Origin of the sequence: Sphingobium sp. UBA5915, assembly GCF_002431195.1 — a bacterium.
In the GTDB taxonomy this organism is placed as follows: Bacteria; Pseudomonadota; Alphaproteobacteria; order Sphingomonadales; family Sphingomonadaceae; genus Sphingobium; species Sphingobium soli.
The window spans coordinates 1-21,760 of the sequence record NZ_DJDV01000116.1 but is presented as its reverse complement, the minus strand read 5'-3'; the positions used below and the strand labels follow the sequence as shown (position 1 = coordinate 21,760).

Below are 21,760 nucleotides of genomic sequence, written 5' to 3'. Positions count from 1 at the left end.
GACCGCCGTCCAGAAATGGCTGGGGCAGATCGGCGTGACGACGCTCTACATCACGCCGGGATCACCATGGGAGAATGGCTATAACGAAAGCTTCAATGGATCGCTTCGCGACGAACTGCTCAACGGCGAGATCTTCTACAGCCTCGCTGAGGCCAAGGTGCTGATCGAGGCATGGCGGCGGCATTACAACACCGTTCGCCCTCACAGCAGCTTGGGCTACCGACCGCCGGCACCGGAAACGGCGACACCGCCATATCCGGCCTCCGGTTCCGCTTCGCTCCACCTCCGTCCGAATATGGCGGCGATGGGCTTAATCCACTAACAAACCAATCGGTCCACTCGGTGGGGGCAGATCAGGCTGTGCGGATCGTTTTGTCCGCACATAATATCTCGATCTCGCAAGCATCGATTTCCGATATGCCCTCGGCGCGCGCGAGCCATAGATCATTCCAAAGTCGGCGGGTTTCTTTCCTATGATGTTCACGCGGATAGGCACCGTCGATCCAGTCGTCGACAGTTGGGAATGCCCCTTCCGGATAACCGAAGGTTTTCGTGAATGCCCGGTTGAGAAATCTGATCTCTCCCTCGGGCAAGGTAGCCCAGGAAAGGGGGATCGGTAGAGCATCGAGAATGATATGCAAGTCACGAAACGACAATGCACCTGCCTTCGCCGCACGTTCGAGAAACTCCTTCATGGCTCACCTATTCTGTTCGGCGCATGCGCGCTCTCATAGCTCTAAAGCAGGAATAGCACAGTTGACCTTTAGATTTTATTCCACTGTGCCTGGCACCTAATTGATGACTGGAAAATTGATACGAGGCCGCATTTTTCCCAGTCACATCATGAGGTTGATCCTGCAGCGTCACTCAGCGACCTGCATTTTGTCGTGATCGGTCAGCTGAGTTCGTCGATCTGCGTGGCCCTCAAAAGGCGGAAAAGCAGACCTCGACGCTGGCCGAGCGGCCCGGCGCAACCTTACCAGCCGCCCCCCAGCGCACGATAGAGCTGAACGGTTGCCGTTCCTTGTGCGATGCGGGTCTGTTCCATCTTGTCCTCGTCCGAGAGCGCATCCAATCGGGCCTGCAACACATCGCCCAACTGCGTGCGTCCGGCATCGTACAATATCGCCAGCTGGTCGGCGCGTCGGCGGGCCATGTCGGATGTACGGATAAGCCCGGCCAGGCGTTCGTCCAGCCCCGCCCGAAAACCATAAGCGGATTCAACTTCCTCGAGCGCCGACAGCATGGCCTGGTCATAATTGGCGAGAGCAGCCTCAAGTTCGGCATCGCCCGCCTTGACACTGGCCTGCAACCTTCCGGCATTGAAAAGCGGCATCGATGCGGAAAGGCCGACCAGACCTCCGGTTCCGCCATAGCCCGGCAGGCCGCCCAGTTCGATATGCCCGTTCTGCCCCAGAAAATGGATGGCGAAGCGCGGAAGCAGATCGGCCTTCAGGCTCTTGAGGCGCGCCGCACGCGCGTTCACCAGCCATGATCGCGCCGCGACATCAGGCCGGCGATCAAGAATGTCGGAAGGAAGTTGCCCGGTGGGCGCATCTGGCGTCTCAAAAGTGGCGGAGGCGACCATATCCGGCGCCTGTTCGGGGACGTCGCCCGCCAGCACGGCCAGTCGCCGCTTGCGCGCATCGACGAGGGATGTGAGGGCCGGGCGGGAGGCGCGCAGCGCCTCCAGTCCATTGCGGGCGCGGGTGACATCGGCCGCTGTCGCGGCGCCCGTCCGCTGCCGGGCGGCCGCATAATCGACAAGGCGACTGGCCGTAGCCTCGCTGCGATCGAGGACATCGAGGCGCCGCCTCAGCCCCTGCAGCTGCTGATAATTTTCGACGACATCGGCGGCGACCATGAGCCTGACGCCATCGGCCGTTCGTGCGGTGCTTTCGGAAAGCGCGCGCGCCATTTCGGCGTCGGCATGGCGTCCACCGAACAGGTCAGCCTCCCAGGTGGCTCCAAGACCCACCAGATATCCACTGCCGCTGTTTCCGGACAGCGACGGCAGCATGGCCTGCCACTTGTCATCGATCCCGGCATCGCTCTGACTGGCCCACGCTGTGCCATTTGCGGCAACGGTAGGATAAAGCGCCGATTCCGCGACAGTGACTAGCGCACGCGCGGCGGCGACATGGGCTTTTGCAGCGCGGATATCGGCGTTTGCTTCGAGCGATTTCTCGACCAGCGCATCAAGAGCGGGATCGCCCCACGCCGTCCACCAGCGGTCTGTCCCGGTTATTGCCGCGTCGTTCGCCGCCGCCGCATCCAGGCGATTGGGCGGAGTGATGCGTGGCGCGTGCGCGGGCGTGTTCGGGACGCTGGCGCAAGCGGTGAGCAGCAGCGCGAGCGATGGAGGAAGCAATTGGCTATGCATTCTGATTTTCCTGGGTGATGTCATCCATGACCTTTAGCCCTGCCTTGAGAGCATCGAACGGAAGCGGCTGACGGCCATCGCCACGAAGAACACGCCCGAGCCGCAGATGATCGCGAGTTCCGGCAGGATCGTTCGCACGCCCGCGCCGCGATAGAGGATCGCCTGGGAGAGGCTGACGAACTGGGTGGTCGGCAGACATAGCGCAATCGTCCGGATCGCCGAGGGCATGCTCTCGAGCGGCGTTGCCGCTCCCGAGAGCAGATAAGCGATGGCGTAGACGGGCACTGCGAAGAGCCCGAACTGCGGCATGGATGGCGCGAGCGTTGCCATCCACATGCCGAGCGAGGTGACCGAGAAGAGGTAGAGAAACATCGCGGCAGTGAAGAGCAGGAGAGATCCGGTCAGCGGCACGCCCAGAACGCCATGAACGACGAACCAGAGGGACGCGATCGAGGCCAGCAGGATGACGAGGCCGTTGGCAAGGATCTTGGCGAAGGCGATCTCGCTGGCGCGCACGGGCATCACCAGCAGATGCTCGATCGTGCCATGCTCACGCTCACGGATCACCGCCGCGCCGACGAGGATGATCGAGAGCACCGTCACGTTGGTGACGATCTGCATGACCGAGGTATACCAGGCCGACTGGGCGTTGGGATTGAAATGCATCCGGCTTTCGACCTGGACCGGCAGCGCCTCCAGGAGGCCCCGGGCATGGAGGAAGTCGAGCGTTTCCTGCGCGAATATCTGCTGGAAATAGGCAGCGCCCAGACCTGCCTGCGTCATGGCGGTCGCGTCGACGAGAATCTGGACGGAAGGCGACCGGCCCGCGAGCGTATCGGCTTCGAAGCGGGGCGGGATTTCGATGACGAAGATATATTTTCCGCTGTTCATCGCAGGGCCGATCGCGGATCGCTCGATGTCCTCGGGTGGTTTGAAATAGGGCTGCTGGATGGCATCGCGCAGCCGGCGCGACAGTTCGGAATGATCCTCGTCCATGATCGCGACCGAAGCGTTCATGACCTCTGCGCGTACCCCGTTCGCAACAAGCTGGATCGCCACGGTGAAAGCGAAGAGGATAAGCGCCATCAGCGTCACATCCTTCATGACACTGCGCAGTTCCTTGCCGCTCAGAAGCGCAACGTTGAGAATCCAGCGCGTCATTTCTCCTGCTTTCCCAGCATCAGGCGTGCGCCGCCCACGAAGAGGAATGCGAGCGCCATCAGGGCCAGATAGGCCTGGCCGAAACTGGCCATGCCCAGACCCTTGGTGAATGTGCCGAGACTGACGATCTGGAACCAGGAGGAGGGGAAGGTCAGCCCGATGATATGGCTCGGGCCTGTCAGGGTGGAAACGGGGTAAAGGAGCCCGGAGAAGTTCACCGACGGAATAAGACAGATGAGGGATGTCGCGAAGATGGCGGCGACCTGCGAGCGCACAAAGGCCGAGATCATCAGCCCCAGCCCGGTGACAGACAGAATGAAGAGGAACCCGCCGATCAGAAGGGCCGGCAAGGACCCCTTGAGCGGTACTCCCAAAATGAAGACAGTCACCAGGATCAGCGTCACGAAACTGATCATCGCAAGAAGGGCATAGGGCATCTGCTTGCCGACCAGGAATGCGCCCAGGCTCGCCGGCGAAGCGTAGAGATTGGTGATCGAGCCGATTTCCTTTTCGCGCACGACCCCAAGGGCCGTCAGCATCGCGGGAATGAGGATCATGCAGAGCATCAGGACGCCCGGCGCCATGGCGTAGATGCTGCGAAACTCCTGATTGTAGATGAAGCGCGGTTCGATTGTGGACGAGAGATCAGGCACAGCGAAGGGCTGCGCGGACCGCAACTGGTCCATTGCGTAGCGAAGGAGAACAGCCTCGGCATAAGCGCGGGCGTTCGACGCGGGGAAAGGACTCGCGCCGTCGATCCGCACGTCGACCGCGGGCCGCCGCCCTGCGGTCAGATCGCGTCCGAAGCCGGGGGGTATGTCCAGCACCATCTTGGTCGATGCCTCGCGCAGCGCCTGATCGGCGGCCGCGTCGCTCGCAAGTTCGGGCTCAACCCGGAAATAGCGTGACCCTTCAAAATAAAGTTGCAGGTCACGGCTGGCGGCACTGCGGTCATGATCGAGAACGGCAAGGCGGATATTCTGGACGTCGAAGGAAATGCTGTAGGCTGCAATGCACAGCAGGATGATCGGGCCGATCAGCGCGAAGGCGAGCCGGATGCGATCGCGCATGAGTTCGGTCGCTTCGCGCCGGGCAAAGGCCCAGGCGAAGCCCGGCCAGCTGCCGGCAGCGGTTGGTAATCGCGGCCGGCCGGGAGCCGTCGATCGCGCACCGGCGGCAGGAGTGGACGAAGCGACCGAAGCATCGACCGGCAGATGGGCGGAAGCAGTCGGCGCTTCGTCATTATCCTTCTCGAGGACAGCGATAAAAGCATCCTCGAGCCGCTGCGCATCATATCGCTGTGTGAGTTCCGTCGGCGCGCCGACCGTCAGAACCCGCCCGCGATGCATCAGCGATATGCGGTCGCACCGTTCCGCCTCGTTCATGAAGTGGGTGGAGACGAAGATCGTTACCCCTTCATCGCGCGAGAGGCGGATCAGATGGCGCCAGAACATGTCGCGCGCCGCCGGATCGACGCCGGACGTGGGCTCGTCCAGGATCAGGATCTCGGGTCGATGGAGGCAGGCGGCGGCGAGTTGCAGGCGTTGCCGTATGCCGAGCGGCAGAGCGGCGGGAACGGCATCGGCATGGGCTTCGAGCTCGAACTGGGCAAGCGCGGCCGAAACCAGTTCGCCTGCCTGCTGGCGTGGCACGCGATAGAGCCGCGCATGAAGGACCAGGTTCTGGCGAACCGAAAGCTCTTCATAGAGCGAGAAGGCCTGCGACATATAGCCCACGCGCATGCGCGTCTCCATGTCTCCGGGGGCGATCGGCCGCCCGAAAAGGCTGGCCGTTCCGTCCGTCGCATCGAGCAGGCCGGTCAGCATCTTCATGGTCGTGGTCTTGCCGCAGCCGTTCGAGCCCAGAAAACCGAATATCTCGCCGCGTCCGATGCGAAAGCTCACATGATCGACCGCTACGAAATCACCAAAGCGCCGCGTCAGATCATGCGCCTCGATTGCCGGCGCTTCGCCCTTGTCCTGCCAGGCCGGCACGACCAGCGCGTCGCCCGATGGCCGCTTGTCTTGCGGAAGCAGGCGAACATAGGCGGCTTCGAGCGTATCCGCGCCCGCGTCACGCATGATCTCGCGCGTATCCCCTTGCGCGATCACCTTGCCATCGTCCATCGCCACGAGGTGGCCAAAGCGCTCTGCCTCTTCCATGTAAGCCGTGGAGACCAGCACGGTCATGTCCGGCCGCTCCGCGCACATCGCATCCACCAGTTCCCAGAACTGCCGTCGTGAAAGAGGGTCTACCCCCGTGGTGGGTTCGTCGAGGATGAGCAGATCCGGATCGTGCACCAGCGAGCAACACAGGCCCAGCTTCTGCTTCATGCCGCCCGAAAGTTTGCCGGCGGGCCGGTCCGGAAAGGGTGCAAGCCCCGTCGCGTCCAGCAAGCGCCGCATATGCGCTTCCCGCTCGACTGCAGACAGTCCGAAGAGGCGACCAAAGAAGTCGATATTCTCGCGGACGGAAAGCGTCGGGTAGAGATTGCGACCAAGCCCCTGGGGCATATAGGCGACGCGGGAAAGGAACTCCTCCCGCTTGCGACGCTCGGTGAGATCGAAGCCGAGAACCGAAAGACGTCCCGTTTGCAGCTTTTTCACGCCGGATATGAGGCCGAGCAGCGTCGACTTGCCTACGCCATCGGGCCCGACCAGCGCGGTGGTCTTCCCCTTGGGCAGGGAGAGCGAAACCTCGTTCAGGGCGATGATACCGCCATATCGATGCGAAAGGCTTTCGATCCGTATCGCCTCTTCGGGGAGGATCTGAGCGGGCGGGATCATTTGTCGATCTTGGTGAGGTCGGGCCAGGGCTGGCGCGTATCGGTGCGCACGAACCCGTCCGCCGTCATGCCGGCTTTCAGCCTTCCGTCCAGGCCACGGGCGAGATCAGGCGCGATCTGCAGCTTCACCCGGTAGGACAGGTTCTCGCGTTCGCTGGCCGTCTCGACGAATTTTGGCGTGAACTGCGCATCGGGCGCCACGAAGCTGACGCGCGCGGGAATGGCGTCGCCAAAACCCTGCGGAAGAATGCGTGCCTCGTCGCCGATCCTGATCTTGCCGGCGACCGAAGCGGGCAGGAAGATGGTGAGCCAGGCATCCTCGGCATTGACCAGCGACACGATCTTGCCGCCCGGTGGCAACATGGTTCCAGGCTCGACGATCCGATATTCGACGCGCCCGGGCGTCGGTGCGATGATCCGCAGGTCGGCAAGGCCGGCTCTGGTTTGCGCGATCAGGGCGTCGGCCTGGGCAATGGCCGAGCGTGCCTCGCCGACACCGCCGCCCGCCGCCTGGGCGCCACCTTGCGCAGCACCCAAGGCCAGGCGACGCTGCTCCAGCTCGACGTTCGAGACCATGTCACGCTCCCGCAGCTTGCCGGTCTCGACCCAGTCGATGCGGGCGAGCTGAGCCTGACTGTCCCGCGCGGCGAGCTCCCCTTGCGCGCGCATGAGGGCGGATACTGCCTGTTCGCGCTTGGCAAGCGCTCCGGCGAGTTGGGTTTTGAGGTCTACATCATCCTGCCGGGCGATGACCTGCCCCGCCCCGACGAGATCACCTTCATGGACGTCAAGCGACATCAGGCGGCCAGGATATTTGGCGGCAATATCGGTGCGCGTCATCTCGAGACGGCCGTTGCCGCGCACGATGGTATCGGGGAGCTTGTCGGTGCGTCCAAACATCCACCACAGCCCGAAAGCCAGGGCGATGAGGACGACGGCCAGAATGGGAATGACGATAGGGCCCCGCAGCTTCACGCTATACCTCCTTGAGCGTTCATCGCACGAGCGCCACGCCGATCCGCAGGCGCGTCACGTGCTTGTTATAGTCGAGCAGATTTTCGCCATAGCCGGTGAAGCCCTGGCCGAAGAGATAGAAGTCCGGGCCTCCGCCCAGGATACGCCGGAACGGGTAGGAGAGCTCGGCGGTCAGAGCTCCCTTGCCGCTACCCAGGTTGAGACGGGTAGAAGCCGAGACGCGCAGCCCATCATCCTCGCTGGCCTCAATGAAAAGCCCGCTATTGCCGCGATATCGGCGAATGTCAGGATTGTCCGAAAGGTTTCCGAGATAGAGCCACAGCCGCGGCGCGATCGTCAGCCTTCGGTCCTCGCCGAGCGAGAAGCCGGCCATCGGGGCCAGATAGAGCATGTTGAGGCTGCGCGAGGCTGCGCCATCGCGTCCATTGGACTCATGGCGAAGGCCGATCTGGCCGCTGATCGTGGCCTTATCTGACACGGGCAGGGCAGGCGAGAGATAGAAGAGCTCGGGTTGATAATCGATATTGCGGAAGGGCGAGGATTTCGCCGCCACGTCCCAGAACATGCGCTGGGTATAGGCGAAATAGAGGCCGTCGATCAGCGAGGGAGAGCGGTCCATCCGCGCTCGACTTCCGAACAGCTGATATTTGAAACTGATCTGGATGCGTGCGTCGGTGTTGGTGCCGGGGCCATAGACCGCATAGATCGGTTCGTAGACCGAGAGATTGGGGATGAAAGCATTGCCCCGGGTTCGGTCTGTCGGCGATGGTGTGACGGAGTCTGGCGATATCTGCGGAGAGGTCGGAGGCGTGAGCGAGGGCGCGGCAGTCAGGGCGACCGGGGCAGAGCGGTCGGCCTCAGGATCGACGCCGATCGTCAGGAGGATTTGCTGCGTTGACCAGGAGGGAATGGACAAGGCCGCGCCGTCCATGACGTCCTGAAAGTCGATCCGGTAGCGCGCCGCCGCAAAGCCATTGGCCCGGATCGTCAGAACCGCAGCCTGTTTTTCGCCTCGTTGCAGCCAGACCTTTCGATACGTGCCGTTGCTGACCAGATCGGCCGCAACCTCGTCGGGAAGGCGAACCTCCTGCGCGGCCGCCCCGGCATTGAGAACGCGCACATCGACAAGGATATGTCCGCTCTGATCGCGGTTGCCTGCGCGCTGGACGACATACTCCAGAGCAGCTTGCGCGTGCGCCTGCGACGCCAGTACGGCGCTGGCTGCGAGGGCAAGAGGGGCAGCCCGAACGATCACGCGAAAAGATGCTGCCCGTTATCGACCGGAATGATCGTGCCGGTGATCCGCTTCGCGGCATCGCTGACGAGGAAGGCGGCCAGCGCGCCGACGTCGCTTACGTCAACCAATTTTCCTGCGGGAACCTGCGCGGCAGCCCGATCGAGCAACTCGTCGAACCGGTCGATTCCGCTTGCGGCGCGGGTGGCAATCGGCCCTGGTGAAATAGCGTGTGCCCGAATGGCTTTGGCGCCCAGTTCCGCGGCGACATAGCGCGTTGCGCTTTCCAGGGCCGCCTTGACGGGACCCATCAGGTTATAGTGTTCGACCACCCGCTCCGAACCATAGAAGGTCACGCAAAGCAGGCATCCGCCCGTTGCCATCAGCGGTTCGGCGAGCTTCGCCATGCGAAGGAAACTGTGGCAGGACACGTCCATCGCCGTCGAGAAGCCTTGCGCACTGCTGTCGACCACCCGACCGTGGAGATCCTCCTTCGGCGCGAAGGCGATCGAGTGCAGCAGGAAATCGAGGCCACCCCAGCGTTCTTGCACCTGGCCGAAAAGCGCCTCGAGTTCGCCGGGGATGCGTACATCGCACGGCGCAGTCCATTCGACGCCGAGCTGGTCGACGACAGGCTGGACCCAGTCCTTTGCCTTTTCGTTGAGATAGGTGGCGGCAAGCCGGGCGCCGCACCGGGCAAATGCCTCCGCGCATCCTGCCGCGATGCTATGTTCGTTTGCGATCCCGATGACGAGGCCGCGCTTGCCGGTCAGATCTACAAGCGGTGTCATTGGGCGGTCTCCTGCAGCAGGCTGAGCGTGTGAATTGCGATCATGCGTTCCTCGTCGGTGGGGATGACGAGGGCCTTGATCCGGCTCTCGGGGGCGCTGATCAGCGTCTCACCTGCAGCATTGGCGCGATCATCGATCTCAAGGCCCAGCCATTGGAGCCGGCGACCAATAAGACTGCGCATGCCCGCGTCATTTTCGCCGATGCCAGCAGTAAAGATGATCCCGTCCACACCCTCCAGCGAAGCGGCAAGGGCGCCGGTGTCACGGGCTACCCGCCAGGCGAAGAGATCAATCGCTTCTTTCGCTTCGGGTGCGTCGCTCGCGGCAAGCGTGCGCATGTCGCTGGAAATGCCCGACACGCCCAGAAGGCCCGATTGCCTGTAAAGCATATCCTCTATCGTCTTGGCGCCCATGCCCATCTGCGTCATGAGATGCAGCACGACACCGGGGTCGAGACTGCCCGAGCGGGAGCCCATCATCAAACCGTCGAGCGCGGTGAACCCCATGGTCGTGTCGACGCTTTGCCCCGCCGCCATGGCGCAAAGGCTCGCGCCATTGCCCAGATGTGCGGCGATGACCTTGCCCGAGGCCAGCGCCGGGTCGATCGCGGCGAGGCGCCGGGCGATATATTCATAGGAAAGGCCGTGAAAACCGTAGCGACGGATGCCCTGGTCGTGAAGCGCACGGGGGATTGCGAAACGAGAGGCGAGGGCTGGCTTGTCATGATGGAAAGCGGTGTCGAAGCAGGCGACCTGAGGCAGGTCGGGATCAAGCTTGGTGATCGCCCGGACGGCAGCCAGGTTATGGGGCTGATGCAGGGGCGCCAGCGGACAAAGTGCTTCCAGCTTGTCGATCAATTCAGAATCGATGCGCCGCGGGACGGAAAATTCTGTGCCGCCATGGACGATGCGGTGTCCGATGGCGGCGATCTCATAGCCTTCAAGTGGATGCTGCATCGCCCAGGAAAAAAGATCGGCCAGCAAGTCGGCGTGGGTAAGGCCTGCGCCATCCGGCCAGGTGCGATCGAGCAGGATCGTACCGTCCGTCCTTCGGGCCTTCAGCGCTGGCACTATCCCGATTTTCTCGATCTTTCCGCCGGCCGCGAGTTGGAGGCTGCCTCCCGGCTCCATGGCGAAGAGAGAGAATTTGATGCTCGACGAGCCGGAATTGAGGCTGACGACCGCCTTCATGCACTCTTGCCCCCGGGCAATCCAGGGGCTGCCGGCGTCACGGCGCGCGCCATCAGCACCGCCACTGCGCAGGACGCGAGACGCGTGCGCAGGCTGTCGGCACGGCTCGTCAGGATGATCGGCACGCGCGCGCCAAGCACGATACCGGCCGCGTCGGCGCCGCCCAGGAATGTGAGCTGCTTGGCCAGCATGTTCCCGGCTTCGAGGTTGGGCACGACCAGAATTTCCGCATGGCCCGCAACTTCGGAAACGATACCCTTTTCCCTGGCCGCGGCCTCGCTGACCGCATTGTCGAAGGCGAGGGGTCCATCGAGAATGCCGCCGCTGATCTGCCCGCGATCCGCCATCTTGCAGAGCGCCGCCGCATCCAGCGTCGAAGGCATTGCCGGGTTGACGGTTTCGACCGCAGCGAGGATCGCGACTTTGGGCGCCTCCATGCCGATCACATGCGCGAGATCGATGGCGTTGCGGATGATGTCGGCCTTTTCCTCGAGGGAGGGGGCGATGTTGATAGCGGCATCGGTAATGATGAGCGGTGTCGGCCGGCCAGGCACGTCCATGACATAGGCATGGCTGATCCGTCGTTCGGTGCGAAGGCCTGTAGCGGAAGAGACTACCGCGCCCATCAGTTCATCCGTGTGCAGTGATCCCTTCATGACGAGCTGCGCTTCGCCCGTGCGCACCAGTTCCACCGCCTTGGCCGCTGCGGCATGACTGTGCGCCACCGGCACGATCCGGAAACCGTCGATCGCGCGCGAGGCCGCAGTGGCTGCGGCCTTGATCTTCGCATCGGGCCCGATGAGGATCGGGGCGATCAATCCGGCTTGCGCCGCATCGAGCGCCGCAGTGATGGCGGCTTCGCTGCAAGGATGCACGATCGCCGTCGGGACCGGATCGCTACCACCGGCAAGCTCCATCAGCCGGCGATATTTGTCATGATCGTTGAGGCGAACGTCCGGCAGCTCCGCGCGCGGGCGCAGCACCTTTTCGCCGGGCGCGATCACCTGGGCCTGGCCAGTGATGACATCCTCGCCATGCTGGTTGGCGCAGCGGCAGTCGAGGATCAGGATTTTCTTCTCCGCACGCTTCTCGACGACGGTGACCGAGGCGGTGATCGTGTCGCCCGGTGCGACGGGGCGGCGGAAGCGCAACGACTGGTCCAGATAGATGGTGCCAGGACCGGGTAGTTGCGTTCCGAGGACGGCGGAGATGAGGCCGCCGCCCCACATGCCGTGGGCAATGACGTGGCGGAACATGTCGGTCGCGGCATATTGCGCGTCGAGGTGAGCCGGATTGACGTCGCCAGACACCAGGGCGAAAAGCTGAATGTCTTCCGGCTCGAGCGTTCGTGTGACCGATGCGGTGTCGCCAACTTCGATTTCATCGAAGGTGCGGTTTTCGATCATCGCTGGACCGGCCATCGCTCAACGCTCCTTCACATAGTGGCCAGGTGCCGGATAGAGCGCGGGATATCCCTTGTCGGGCGATCCCATCGGGGGAGGCGGGACGGGCTCGCTCGAATGGTCGACCAGCCATTCGCCCCAGGCGGTCCACCAGCTTCCCTCATGCGGCTCGGCGCGCGTAAGCCATTCCTCCGCGTCGAGCACGGGGCCGTCTTCCACACGATCGAGCACGCTGTAGCGACGCCCCCTGTGGCCCGGCTCCGATACAATGCCGGCATTGTGACCGCCGCTTGTCAGCACGAAGCGGATGGAGGCCGGGGAGAGCATGTGGATCTTGTGGACCGACTTCCACGGCGCGACATGGTCGCGTTCGGTTCCTACGATGAACATCGGTTTGCGCAGCGCCGACAGGGAAATAGCCCGGCCGTCGACCTTGTATTTGCCTTCGGCCAGATCATCATCGAGAAACAGACGGCGCAGATACTGGCTGTGCATGGCATAAGGCATGCGCGTGCCGTCGGCGTTCCACGCCATGAGATCGTTCATGGGCGCACGCTCGCCCATCAGATATTCGGTGAGGATCCGCGACCAGACGAGATCGTTCGAACGCAGAATCTCGAACGCACCGCCCATCTGGCTGCTGTCGAGATAGCCCCGGCTCCACATCATGTTCTCGAGCAGATTGAGCTGGGACTCATCGATGAAAAGGCCAAGTTCTCCGGGTTCGCTGAACTCGGTCTGGGCCGCGAGCAGGGTGACGCTCGCCAGCCTGTCGTCGCCATCGCGCGCCATTGCGGCTGCGGCGATGGACAGCAATGTGCCCCCGAGACAATAACCCAGCGCGTGGATATGCGCGTCGCCGCAGATCGCGTGGATGGCATCGATCGCTGCCATCGCGCCCAGCCGTCGATAGGCGTCCATGTCGAGGTTGCGGTCGGCGCTGCCCGGATTGTGCCAGGAGATGGCGAAGACCGTGTAACCCTGGCCCACCAGCCAGCGGACCAGCGAATTGTCCGGCGAAAGATCGAGAATATAATATTTCATGATCCAGGCGGGCACGATCAGCACCGGCTCCGGATGGACCATCCCGCTCGTCGGTTCATACTGGATCAGTTCGATCAGTTCGTTGCGATAGACGACCTTTCCTGGCGTCGCGGCAACAGTCTCGCCAACCGGGAACGCCTCAACTCCCGCCGGTGATTCCCCTCGTGCAAGGCGGCTCATGTCCTCGAAAAGATGCTCGATGCCGTCGATGAGGCAGCGCCCGCCTGTTTCGACGATCCGCTTCTGGAGCACGGGATTCGCCGCGATAATGTTCGTCGGCGCGACGATGTCGAGGATTTGGCGGGCCGCGAACGCAACCATGTCTTCATGATGACGGTCCACGCCCTTTATGCCCGTCGTGGCGGCGTGCCACCATTGCTGGGTCAGCAGAAATGCCTGCACGAGAAGATCATAGGGCTGTTCCCGCCAGGCAGGGTCGTCGAAGCGGCGGTCCTGGGGCAGCGGCTCGATTGCGGGAAGGGTGTCGGGATCGCCGGCGCGCCGGGCTGCATAATCAGCCAGTCGCATATATTTGCGACCCAGCTTGGTAGCCAGTTGCAACTGCCTGCCCGGAGAGATGGCGAGATGGAGCGCCCAGTCCGACCATGCCTGAACAAGCGTTGCGGGAGACAGGCCATGCGTTGCCTGAGCCACCATCGCAGCCGCTGCGTGATCGAGCGTCTCGGCGAGGCCGTCGAGGGGGTCGGTTTGGTGTTCATCGATCGACATGCTCAATCTCCTGCGGCGGCAGAGCGGCAATGCCTGCGAGCAGGCGAGTCCCTCTGCTGTGTTTCTTTGCGCAGGCGCTCGGCAGCCTGCAGAAAGGTTAAGTACCTCCCCTTTGAGGTTCACCGCGGCGGAGCGCATGGCTCGCCGTGGAGCAAAGTCTCGACGATGGTCTCTGCGATGAGAATTCGGGCGGCGTCCTCAGGGATCTCGGGAGCAAGCGATCGCAGGACAGTAGGAAAGCTGGCGGGTTGATTGGCAGCGGCGCTCAGCAACGCGAAAAAGAGCGCAGGGTGACTGGCCCTGATTATGCCCTGAGCGATTCCGGCCTCGTAAAGCGTCCGACAACTTTCATAGGCAGGATGGATCAGTTGTTCCGTAACCAATGTCGACCGCTCAGACCTATCCGCTGCGTGCCGAACGACAAAATCCCTCACATAGGGATGGTCCGAATAAAAATAGATTATGCGCGTAATCGCGTCGCAAAGTCGGTCATGAACCGAACGGCTATCGTCTGAGGCAATCTTGGAAATTTCCGCGATTATTCCGGTCGTGCTCTGTGTTATCGCTTCCAGGCAGGCTTTCCAGAGTTGAGCTTTGCTTCCGAAATGCACGCGGATGAGGTTTTGACTGACGCCAGCGGCCGATGCGATTCCTCTCAGATCTGCGCGCTCGAACCCGTCATGCGAAAATGCGCAGATGGCAGCCGCCAGCAATTCCTGTCTGCCACCAACCATATCCTTCTGCCTGCGGCCTCGGGGCGACGGGAGAGGATGAATGGCGACTTCTGTCGGCATGTAGACTCCATGATATGTTCAATTGAACATATATTATGGGTTGCACTTGCACAATGCCTGTTCGGCCGAAAAATCGAACGATCAGCAGAGGATGGGCGAAGCGCCTCTGAAAATACGGCAGTCCCGCTGGTGAGTGATCGCGACGCCTGGCGTCGATCAGACACCTTTACCACGCAGTGCTCGCTCCCATCACAACCGGGCCGCCGGGGCGACGAGTTCATAACCGAACTGCAGCGCCTCGCGGCTCCGCATTGAGCGCGATCTCAAGAATATGGAACAGAGTGGAGAGGCTGCGGAAGCTGAAGCCCGCACGCCCCGAGCTTCGCCTCGCTCGAAGAGGTAACGCAGCGGCCGAGGTCATCGGGCTATCCGTTCATCCTCGCGGCGACCGGGCGAACCCAAGCCCAGCGAAACTAGCCGACTCTCGTCCGTCTCGGGAGGCGCCACGGTCGCTGCTTCCCGCTGAGGGTGTCGCACGGAAACCGAGTATCCATACTTGAACGATCGTTCCCGAATCGCTATACATGACCTATGGCAAGACCTCGGGAATTCGACACGGATGCTGCCCTGGACGGTGCGATCACCGTGTTCAGCGAGCATGGATATGAGGGCAGTTCGGCGCAGATGCTCGTGGACGCCATGGGCATTGGGCGGCAGAGCCTCTACGCGGCCTTCGGCGACAAGTGGCAGCTCTATTGCGCGGCGGTGCGGCGCTACGGCATGGGCGAATGCGCGGCGCATTTCGAGGCGCTTCGCAGCGGCGCGCGCGCCATTGACGGGATCGGGGCCATGCTGCGGCGCGTCGTGGAGACAGCAGCCACGCCCTGTCTCGGCGTCGGCTCGACCTGCGAGTTCGGCGCATCGCGGCCGGACCTTGTCGATATCCATGCAGCACTGGGCAGGACATTGCACATGGCCATCGCCTCGCGCATGCGCGACGCGCAGCGTGAGGGCGATGTTGCAGCCAGCCTCGATCCCGAGGCTCTCGCGCAATTCCTGATCGCCAATATCGCCGGGATCCGCGTCGCCGGGCGTGGCGGCGCCGACCGATCAACCCTGGCTGCCCTGCAGGAGATGGTCATGCGCGCGCTGCGCTGACCCCTTTTTTGACCAATTACTGAACGATCATTCAAGATAGGAGAAAGACATGCGAGCAGTGGTGATGACCGCGACCGGTGGCCGCGAGGTGCTGGAGCAGATCGAGCGACCGGAGCCTGTCGCCGGGCCGGGCGAGGCGCTGGTCGAGATCGCGGTTGCCGGGGTCAACTTCATGGATATCGGCGTGCGTCAGGGGATTGCCTGGACTGACATGCCCAATCCCTAGATCCTGGGCGTCGAAGGCGTCGGTCGAGTTCTGGCAGTCGGCGAAGGCGTCGAGGCTGTTCAGCCCGGCCAGCGTGTCGCCTGGGTCTATGCGCCCGGCAGTTATGCTGAGCGGGTCGCGATCCCGGCAACGACGCTGGTGCCGGTTCCCGATGCGGTCGACGATCGAACGGCGGCCTCGATCATGATGCAGGGGCTGACCGCCAGCCATTTCGCGACCGACTTCTATCCGGTCCTGCCCGGTGATATCGCCTTCGTTCACGCTGCGGCAGGAGGTCTTGGCCTGCTCCTGACCCAGATCATCAAGTTGCGCGGCGGCCAGGTGATCGGTCGGGTCTCATCTGAAGAAAAGGTCGCCACCGCCCGGGAGGCGGGCGCCGACCACGTCATTGTCGATACGGAAGGGCGATTTGCCGAAGAGGCCCTGCGCCTGACCGATGGAGAGGGCGTCCATGTCGTCTATGATGGATCGGGACCGACAACGTTTCAGGGTTCACTCGACGTCCTGCGCCGGTCGGGCACCTTCTGCTGGTATGGCCCGGTGCTGGGTGGGCCAGGGCCACTCGATATCATGAGCCTGCCCAGGAGCATCAAGATCGGCTACGCCGTCTTCTTCGACCATATCCATACCCCGGAACTGCTTCGCAAGCATGCCGCGCAGCTCTTCCAGTGGGTCGCGGACGGCAGGCTCAAGGTCCGGATCGGCGGCGAATATGCCCTTGCGGATGCGGCGAAGGCCCACGCGGATATGGAGAGCCGCAGGACCACCGGAAAGTTGGTGCTGATCCCGTGAGCGCTCGGGTCGCCATGGTGTTCGGGGGATCGCGTGGCATTGGCGCCGCCATCGCAAACCGGCTCGCCGGAGATGGTTTCGATCTGGCGCTGACCTATGTCTCGCAACCTGATCGCGCCGCTGAGGTTGTCCAAGCGATCAACGGCCTGGGACGCAGCGCCATCGCGATTCAGGCTGATAGCGCCGATGCCGATGCTATCACCGCATCAGTGGCGCATGCGGTCGATCGGTTGGGCATGCTCGACGTCGTGGTTGTCAATGCCGGCGTCCTTCGCCGCGCGACAATCGAGGCGTTCACGCTCGAGGATCTCGACCTGATGCTCGACGTCAACGTGCGCGGCGTCTTCCTCGCCATCCAGGCTTCGACCGCGCGCATGCGCGATGGCGGGCGCGTGATCACGATCGGCAGCAACACCGCTATTCGAACTGGCTCGCAGGGCAGCAGCGTCTATGCCATGACCAAGGCCGCCGTCGCGACCATGGTCAAGGGCGTCGCTCTCGACCTCGCGCCCCGGCGTATCACGGTCAACAACATCCAGCCGGGACCGATCGAAACCGATCTGACGGCTGCGATGGTTCCGCGCCTGCGCGACCTCATTCCACTTGGGCGGGTCGGCAAAGCGGAGGAGGTCGCGTCGCTCGTTTCCTATCTGATTAGCCCGGCGGCTGGTTACATGACGGGTGCCAGTCTGACGATCGATGGCGGGTATGTGCTCTAGCGATCGCCACGAAATACTGCAGTTCGGTCGATGACGACGAGAATTGCCGGGCGCCCTTCTCATGATTGACGTTCTGCGCATTCTCTCAATTCTATTGGACGTCGACTGGGTAAGGCATCGCCCTTAAAGGGGCGCGGAAGGGATCACATTGATGTTTACGGACGAAGAGCGGATCAAAGGGTCGGCGAAGCTGCCCGCCCATAGCCGGCACTCCCATGCGCCGCTCAAACTTCTCGCGGAGATGGCTGCCGAACATGGCCGTGAACTCGTCGCTTTGTTCTACGATACGCTGCTTCGTGACCAGGAGGCTGCCCAGTTCCTGAACCACGCTGTGGTGCAGGAGAGGCTCAGCTCTTCCCTCATTGAGTGGCTCACGCAGTTGTTTTCCGGACAGGACATTCGCGACTCCCCCGAAAAGCAGGCCCGCCAGAAGATCATTGGCGAAGTCCACGCTCGCATCAAGATTCCGGTCCATCTCGTAATGACAGGCGCGCTGGTGATCAAGACACGGCTCGCTGAATTGCTGCAGGGTCAGGCAGTCGATCCGTTGGTAGGCATTCGCGCGCTTCAACTTGCTGATGCGCGAATGGACACGGCCGTCATGCTCATCAGCCAGTCCTATGTAAAGGACACCACGGCAAGAGCGAGACTAGATGAAGCCTATCGGCTCTTCTCTCTGGATCAGGACGCTGCAGTCGACAAAGAGACGCAGCGCGCCAGCCTGATGGAGTGGAGCCAGAACACACTGTTCGCGCTTCTGCAAGCTGGCCCTGGTGGCGGGTTGCTCCGCTTGGGCGATTCCGCCTTCGGACTTTGGCTTCGGCATCGGGCACAGTTCATGTTTGAGCAATCGGCGCAGTTCAGCACTGTGGTCCGACTTGTCGAGCGCATCGATGAGATGCTCCTGCCAGAGCTGGATGCTCCCCGTAAGCGTCAGGATGGCTCATCCGCCTTGGCGGATTTGCGCGCCGCAGTTGACGAAATTTCCTTCCTGGTCGCTGATCTCTTCCAGACATTAAGCACCATGGAAGGAGGACGCGATCCGCTGACCCGTGCCCTTAACCGCCGTTTCCTGCCTGCCATACTTGGCCGCGAGGTCACATTCGCGAAGGAGAACGGGACAGCGCTCAGCGTCATGCTGGTCGATATCGACCACTTCAAGGCGATCAATGATCGGCACGGCCATCAGGTCGGTGATGAAGTCCTCCGGCAGGTGGCACAAGTGATCGTCGGGAATGTCCGGGCGACGGACTTCGTTTTCCGGTACGGGGGCGAGGAGTTCCTGATCGTCCTAGTCGAGACAGGCATCGAGGCTGCGGCCAACATAGCGGAGCGCATTCGGGCAGATATGGAGGGCCATATTTTCGAAACGGGAAGCTCGGGCGGCCTCAGTGTCACCGCGTCGTTCGGCATTGCCCTGCATTCCGGCCATCCCGATCAGAAATTCCTGATCAAGGCCGCGGATGAGGCACTCTATCGGGCCAAGGCCGCAGGTCGCAACACGGTGGAACTCGCCCCGATTTATGGAGAAGGCGGGAAGGGGATTTGGCCGCTTGCCACATGACGTTCTTTACACCCAGATGTTTACGGGCATCAGGCTCCAAGTTTCCTGGATTTATCGGTGGCGGTATCGCTCGAGACCGCCACTTGCGTGGCTTGCATAACCAATCTCCCATGCTGCCCGAACATGGGAGGCACGGTAGGGATTGGCGTGACGCGGCAAGCCGGCCTGTGCGGCCTTCAGACCCCATCGATATGCATGGTCGAATTGCACTGATGGGCTCCTTCCCGATCAACCGATTGCCCGGCGACGGCGGCGGAGCATAATCGCGCCGACTGCCAGAACGAACAGGCCAAGCGCTCCTTTGCATTCCAGTTCCGTGTTTTCGCTGAAATCAGGAGACGACATTGCGACGCAAGCTCGTCAATGCGAGTGTGGCGAGCCTCTTTTCGCCTACGCCATTGCCGGAAAACTTGCTCATGGCCAAATCTATGGTGCGGACAAGCGCGTCGTCAGTGCGATCTGCCGCTGTCGATTTGCGCGCGTAGTGCTGCCTTACTCGCCCCAAAACAAGCGAAAGGAGACGGGCATCTTTAGGGCTCGCGATACGCCGTAGTCTTTGCAGTTCGTCGAGAGAAATTCCGACGCGTGTGTCGCGCAAAATCTCAAGCGTTCTTCGCGCGGGTGAAGATGCTGCCGATCAGCTTGTCCGCCATCTCCAGGGCGCTGTCCGTCAGCCGTTCTTCAAGATCGAGCAGGAAGGCAACGAGCGTGGCGCGTCGCCGGGAGGGAATATAGCGCTCGATCATATAGGCAGGCGACGCACGGCCTTCCCTGACATATTGCCGAAATCGGTCCGCGTGGATGCGGCCCGCGACGTCGGGGGAAATGCCGATCTTCCGCACCTGCCTCAGACGGTCGAGGATCTGGCGGACGTGATCGGGCTTGGCCGCGACGGGGATGGTCTTAAGCAAGGCGAGATGGCTCATGCCGCCGGCGGCGTCGAAGAGCTGATCGAGGGCCTGGACCTGTTCGGCGCTGAGATCGGCGATCAGGGCGTGGGCGGCCTGCTTGCGCGCGCGGGCACGTCCCGCGCTGCTGGCGCGTTCGATGGTGGAGATGGACGGCAGCAAAATTCGGGCCTCGCGCAGGGCGGTGACCACGCCCATCGCAATCGTCATCCCCTTGTCGGTCGCCCATGCCGTTCTCGCGGCCGCCTCGACCATGAAGGGAATATCGGCGCGGGTTGGCCCCCGAAGCCCCAAACGCGCCGCCAGCTCACGGGCATGATCCGTCATTGTCTGATCCCGCGCCGCATAGTTGGCCAGCTCGGTTACGTGCAGACCAAGTTGCTCCGCGACGAAAGCGGCGAGATCATGGGGTATTGCTCCCCTGTCCTGTATCAACTGCGCAAGCGTGATGCCCGGGTGCCGCAGGAGCGCGAGTTGCAGCGCCACGCCCAACTGGTTCCGTCGCTCCCGTCGCGCGCCGATGATCTCGATATCGGAAGGCTCGAAGGTATAGAGCCGGGCCAAATGGTCGCGATCGGTCGGGATGGCGAGTATCTGATCGCGTTCGCTCTCGGTCAGGAGTTGATGCTTGCGCTTCGTCATGCCGTTTCCTGTCCACAAAAGGTCATCTGGGCCTATGGACAGCGAGGAGTAAAGAGACATAGTATGTGGACGGATATGGGTGGGGCGCAGCGGCTGCCCTCCATAGCGTCCACAGAACGACCGTTTGGGAGACGCACGGCATGGGCGATATTCTGGGCTATGCCCGCGTGAGTACCGGCGATCAGGACGTAGCGGGTCAGACCATGCGTCTGGAGGAGGCCGGTGCTATCAAGGTGTTCACCGACGTCATGTCGGGCAAAAGCATGGAGCGCCCCGGTCTGGCCGAGCTGATCGCCTATGCCCGTAAGGGTGATACCCTGGCGGTGGTCCGCCTCGATCGGCTCGGGCGCTCGTTGGCCGAATTGCTTGCCACGGTTGAGACGCTGCGCGGCCAGGGCATTGCGCTCCTAAGCCTTGAGGAAAAGATCGACACATCATCGGCGGCCGGCGAACTCATCTTCCATGTGTTCGGGGCGATCGCCCACTTTGAGCGGCGGCTGATCTCCGAGCGGACCCGGGACGGCATCGCGGCAGCACGCGCCAAGGGCAAGCAGCCTGGCCGTCAACCGCTCGACATGTCCAAAGTGAATGCCGCCATCAAACTGGTTGAAGCCCGCATCTCTCCGACAGAAGCGGCGCGGCAACTCGGCATCGGCCGATCGACCATCTATCGCGAAATGCGTAGGATGGGGATTGAACGGCCCACCTGATTAAGCGGCACGCTCGTTCGCACCTATCGTTCGCCGTTCGTTCTCCCTTAGCGTTGTTTAGCGTACTTTCCACGCTATGCCCTCGACCGGAGTCACGAGTGCCTCCACCATGCTCGAGCGCCTTGGTTCATATCCGCGCGCCAACGGCCTGGCGCTGGCGCTACGCGAGATAGGCCGGGTTGAACGGACGCTTTTCACCCTAGACTGGATCGAAAAGCCGGAAGAACGGCGCCGTGCTACGCGCGAACTGAACAAGGGCGAGGCGCAGAACGCCCTCAAGCGCGCGATCTTCTTTCACCGCACCGGCCGGATACGCGACCATGGGCTACAGGCTCAAGGACACCAAGCGTCCGCGCTCAATCTGGTGGCTGGAGCCATTGTCCTCTGGAACACGACCTACCTCGAGGCGGTGCTTCGCCATATGGAGCAGCAAGGAAAGGAAATCCCGGCCGAATTTCTCCAACATCTGTCACCGCTGGGCTGGCAACACATCAATCTGACCGGCGATTACCTTTGGACGGATCATGACTTAACGACCGGCACGCTACGGCCGCTGCGCCAAAAGATCGGCGCTACCGTGCCCCAAAAGGCTTAGACCCCATGACTGCCAGA

17 protein-coding genes and 3 pseudogenes are annotated in these 21,760 nt (G+C 62.4%); 7 read left to right on the top strand and 13 right to left on the bottom strand.

What is annotated here, in order from left to right:
• The coding region (locus B2V90_RS20145; RefSeq protein ID WP_293922957.1) for an integrase core domain-containing protein at positions 1 to 322 on the top strand (322 nt) is incomplete at its 5' end.
• A gap of 31 nt (positions 323 to 353) precedes the next feature.
• On the opposite strand, the gene B2V90_RS20140 is transcribed toward B2V90_RS20145, so the two are convergent.
• From B2V90_RS20140 to B2V90_RS20090, 11 genes are all read right to left on the bottom strand, one after another.
• Positions 354 to 695, bottom strand: coding sequence for a PAS domain-containing protein (locus tag B2V90_RS20140; protein ID WP_004207052.1), 342 nt, complete (start codon positions 693 to 695; stop codon positions 354 to 356).
• 281 nt (positions 696 to 976) lie between these two features.
• A complete protein-coding gene (locus tag B2V90_RS20135) occupies positions 977 to 2,383 on the bottom strand; it encodes an efflux transporter outer membrane subunit (RefSeq protein ID WP_004207053.1) in 1,407 nt (468 codons plus the stop codon).
• A gap of 33 nt (positions 2,384 to 2,416) precedes the next feature.
• On the bottom strand, positions 2,417 to 3,544 hold the full coding sequence (locus tag B2V90_RS20130) for an ABC transporter permease (protein WP_017503204.1): 1,128 nt from the start codon (positions 3,542 to 3,544) through the stop codon (positions 2,417 to 2,419).
• The gene (rbbA, locus tag B2V90_RS20125) at positions 3,541 to 6,330 is read right to left on the bottom strand and encodes a ribosome-associated ATPase/putative transporter RbbA (RefSeq protein ID WP_004207055.1); all 2,790 of its coding nucleotides are present in this window, start codon (positions 6,328 to 6,330) and stop codon (positions 3,541 to 3,543) included. Before rbbA ends, B2V90_RS20130 begins: the two co-directional genes overlap by 4 nt.
• A complete protein-coding gene (locus B2V90_RS20120) occupies positions 6,327 to 7,304 on the bottom strand; it encodes an HlyD family secretion protein (RefSeq protein ID WP_004207057.1) in 978 nt (325 codons plus the stop codon). The genes rbbA and B2V90_RS20120 overlap by 4 nt, the downstream gene beginning before the upstream one ends.
• A gap of 19 nt (positions 7,305 to 7,323) precedes the next feature.
• Entirely contained in the window at positions 7,324 to 8,559 is a 1,236-nt protein-coding gene (locus B2V90_RS20115) for a phospholipase A (protein WP_036526765.1), read from the bottom strand.
• Positions 8,556 to 9,329 (bottom strand): enoyl-ACP reductase FabI, encoded by a 774-nt coding sequence (gene fabI, locus B2V90_RS20110; protein WP_004207059.1) that lies wholly within the window; start codon positions 9,327 to 9,329, stop codon positions 8,556 to 8,558. Before fabI ends, B2V90_RS20115 begins: the two co-directional genes overlap by 4 nt.
• Positions 9,326 to 10,519, bottom strand: a complete 1,194-nt coding sequence (locus tag B2V90_RS20105; protein WP_004207060.1) for an acetate/propionate family kinase — start codon at positions 10,517 to 10,519, stop codon at positions 9,326 to 9,328. The genes fabI and B2V90_RS20105 overlap by 4 nt, the downstream gene beginning before the upstream one ends.
• Positions 10,516 to 11,940: a bifunctional enoyl-CoA hydratase/phosphate acetyltransferase gene (locus B2V90_RS20100; protein ID WP_004207061.1), complete on the bottom strand. Its 1,425-nt coding sequence runs from the start codon at positions 11,938 to 11,940 to the stop codon at positions 10,516 to 10,518. The genes B2V90_RS20105 and B2V90_RS20100 overlap by 4 nt, the downstream gene beginning before the upstream one ends.
• 3 nt (positions 11,941 to 11,943) lie before the next feature.
• On the bottom strand, positions 11,944 to 13,695 hold the full coding sequence (locus B2V90_RS20095) for a PHA/PHB synthase family protein (protein ID WP_004207062.1): 1,752 nt from the start codon (positions 13,693 to 13,695) through the stop codon (positions 11,944 to 11,946).
• Between the two features lie 119 nt (positions 13,696 to 13,814).
• Positions 13,815 to 14,489 (bottom strand): TetR/AcrR family transcriptional regulator, encoded by a 675-nt coding sequence (locus tag B2V90_RS20090; RefSeq protein WP_017503672.1) that lies wholly within the window; start codon positions 14,487 to 14,489, stop codon positions 13,815 to 13,817.
• A gap of 531 nt (positions 14,490 to 15,020) precedes the next feature.
• On the opposite strand from B2V90_RS20090, the gene B2V90_RS20085 reads away from it, so the two are divergent.
• From B2V90_RS20085 to B2V90_RS20065, 4 genes and pseudogenes are all read left to right on the top strand, one after another.
• Entirely contained in the window at positions 15,021 to 15,587 is a 567-nt protein-coding gene (locus B2V90_RS20085; protein ID WP_004207065.1) for a TetR/AcrR family transcriptional regulator, read from the top strand.
• 49 nt (positions 15,588 to 15,636) lie between these two features.
• Positions 15,637 to 16,605: pseudogene (locus B2V90_RS20075) on the top strand (quinone oxidoreductase family protein).
• Positions 16,602 to 17,324, top strand: a complete 723-nt coding sequence (locus tag B2V90_RS20070; RefSeq protein ID WP_232016162.1) for an SDR family oxidoreductase — start codon at positions 16,602 to 16,604, stop codon at positions 17,322 to 17,324. Before B2V90_RS20075 ends, B2V90_RS20070 begins: the two are co-directional and overlap by 4 nt.
• 151 nt (positions 17,325 to 17,475) lie before the next feature.
• Positions 17,476 to 18,888 (top strand): diguanylate cyclase, encoded by a 1,413-nt coding sequence (locus tag B2V90_RS20065; RefSeq protein ID WP_279730681.1) that lies wholly within the window; start codon positions 17,476 to 17,478, stop codon positions 18,886 to 18,888.
• Between the two features lie 51 nt (positions 18,889 to 18,939).
• Here the strand turns inward: B2V90_RS20065 and B2V90_RS23235 are convergent, their stop codons facing one another.
• Positions 18,940 to 19,098, bottom strand: a complete 159-nt coding sequence (locus tag B2V90_RS23235) for a ribosome modulation factor (protein ID WP_419555358.1) — start codon at positions 19,096 to 19,098, stop codon at positions 18,940 to 18,942.
• 395 nt (positions 19,099 to 19,493) lie between these two features.
• Positions 19,494 to 20,438 (bottom strand): annotated as a pseudogene (locus tag B2V90_RS20060) (DUF4158 domain-containing protein); the annotation flags it as partial.
• A 140-nt stretch (positions 20,439 to 20,578) separates the two neighbouring features.
• On the opposite strand from B2V90_RS20060, the gene B2V90_RS20055 reads away from it, so the two are divergent.
• Both B2V90_RS20055 and B2V90_RS20050 read left to right on the top strand, forming a co-directional pair.
• Entirely contained in the window at positions 20,579 to 21,148 is a 570-nt protein-coding gene (locus tag B2V90_RS20055; protein ID WP_161734557.1) for a recombinase family protein, read from the top strand.
• A gap of 85 nt (positions 21,149 to 21,233) precedes the next feature.
• Positions 21,234 to 21,743, top strand: a pseudogene (locus B2V90_RS20050) (Tn3 family transposase); the annotation flags it as partial.
• Between the last annotated feature and the right edge of the window lie 17 nt (positions 21,744 to 21,760).

What these genes read in the sequence shown, in the direction of transcription:
- B2V90_RS20140 (WP_004207052.1), bottom strand. Translation starts at nt 695, where the DNA reads ATGAAGGAGTTTCTCGAACGTGCGGCGAAGGCAGGTGCATTGTCGTTT.
- B2V90_RS20135 (WP_004207053.1), bottom strand. Translation starts at nt 2,383, where the DNA reads ATGCATAGCCAATTGCTTCCTCCATCGCTCGCGCTGCTGCTCACCGCT.
- B2V90_RS20130 (WP_017503204.1), bottom strand. Translation starts at nt 3,544, where the DNA reads ATGACGCGCTGGATTCTCAACGTTGCGCTTCTGAGCGGCAAGGAACTG.
- rbbA (WP_004207055.1), bottom strand. Translation starts at nt 6,330, where the DNA reads ATGATCCCGCCCGCTCAGATCCTCCCCGAAGAGGCGATACGGATCGAA.
- fabI (WP_004207059.1), bottom strand. Translation starts at nt 9,329, where the DNA reads ATGACACCGCTTGTAGATCTGACCGGCAAGCGCGGCCTCGTCATCGGG.
- B2V90_RS20105 (WP_004207060.1), bottom strand. Translation starts at nt 10,519, where the DNA reads ATGAAGGCGGTCGTCAGCCTCAATTCCGGCTCGTCGAGCATCAAATTC.
- B2V90_RS20100 (WP_004207061.1), bottom strand. Translation starts at nt 11,940, where the DNA reads ATGGCCGGTCCAGCGATGATCGAAAACCGCACCTTCGATGAAATCGAA.
- B2V90_RS20095 (WP_004207062.1), bottom strand. Translation starts at nt 13,695, where the DNA reads ATGTCGATCGATGAACACCAAACCGACCCCCTCGACGGCCTCGCCGAG.
- B2V90_RS20090 (WP_017503672.1), bottom strand. Translation starts at nt 14,489, where the DNA reads ATGCCGACAGAAGTCGCCATTCATCCTCTCCCGTCGCCCCGAGGCCGC.
- B2V90_RS20085 (WP_004207065.1), top strand. Translation starts at nt 15,021, where the DNA reads ATGGCAAGACCTCGGGAATTCGACACGGATGCTGCCCTGGACGGTGCG.
- B2V90_RS20065 (WP_279730681.1), top strand. Translation starts at nt 17,476, where the DNA reads ATGTTTACGGACGAAGAGCGGATCAAAGGGTCGGCGAAGCTGCCCGCC.
- B2V90_RS20055 (WP_161734557.1), top strand. Translation starts at nt 20,579, where the DNA reads ATGGGCGATATTCTGGGCTATGCCCGCGTGAGTACCGGCGATCAGGAC.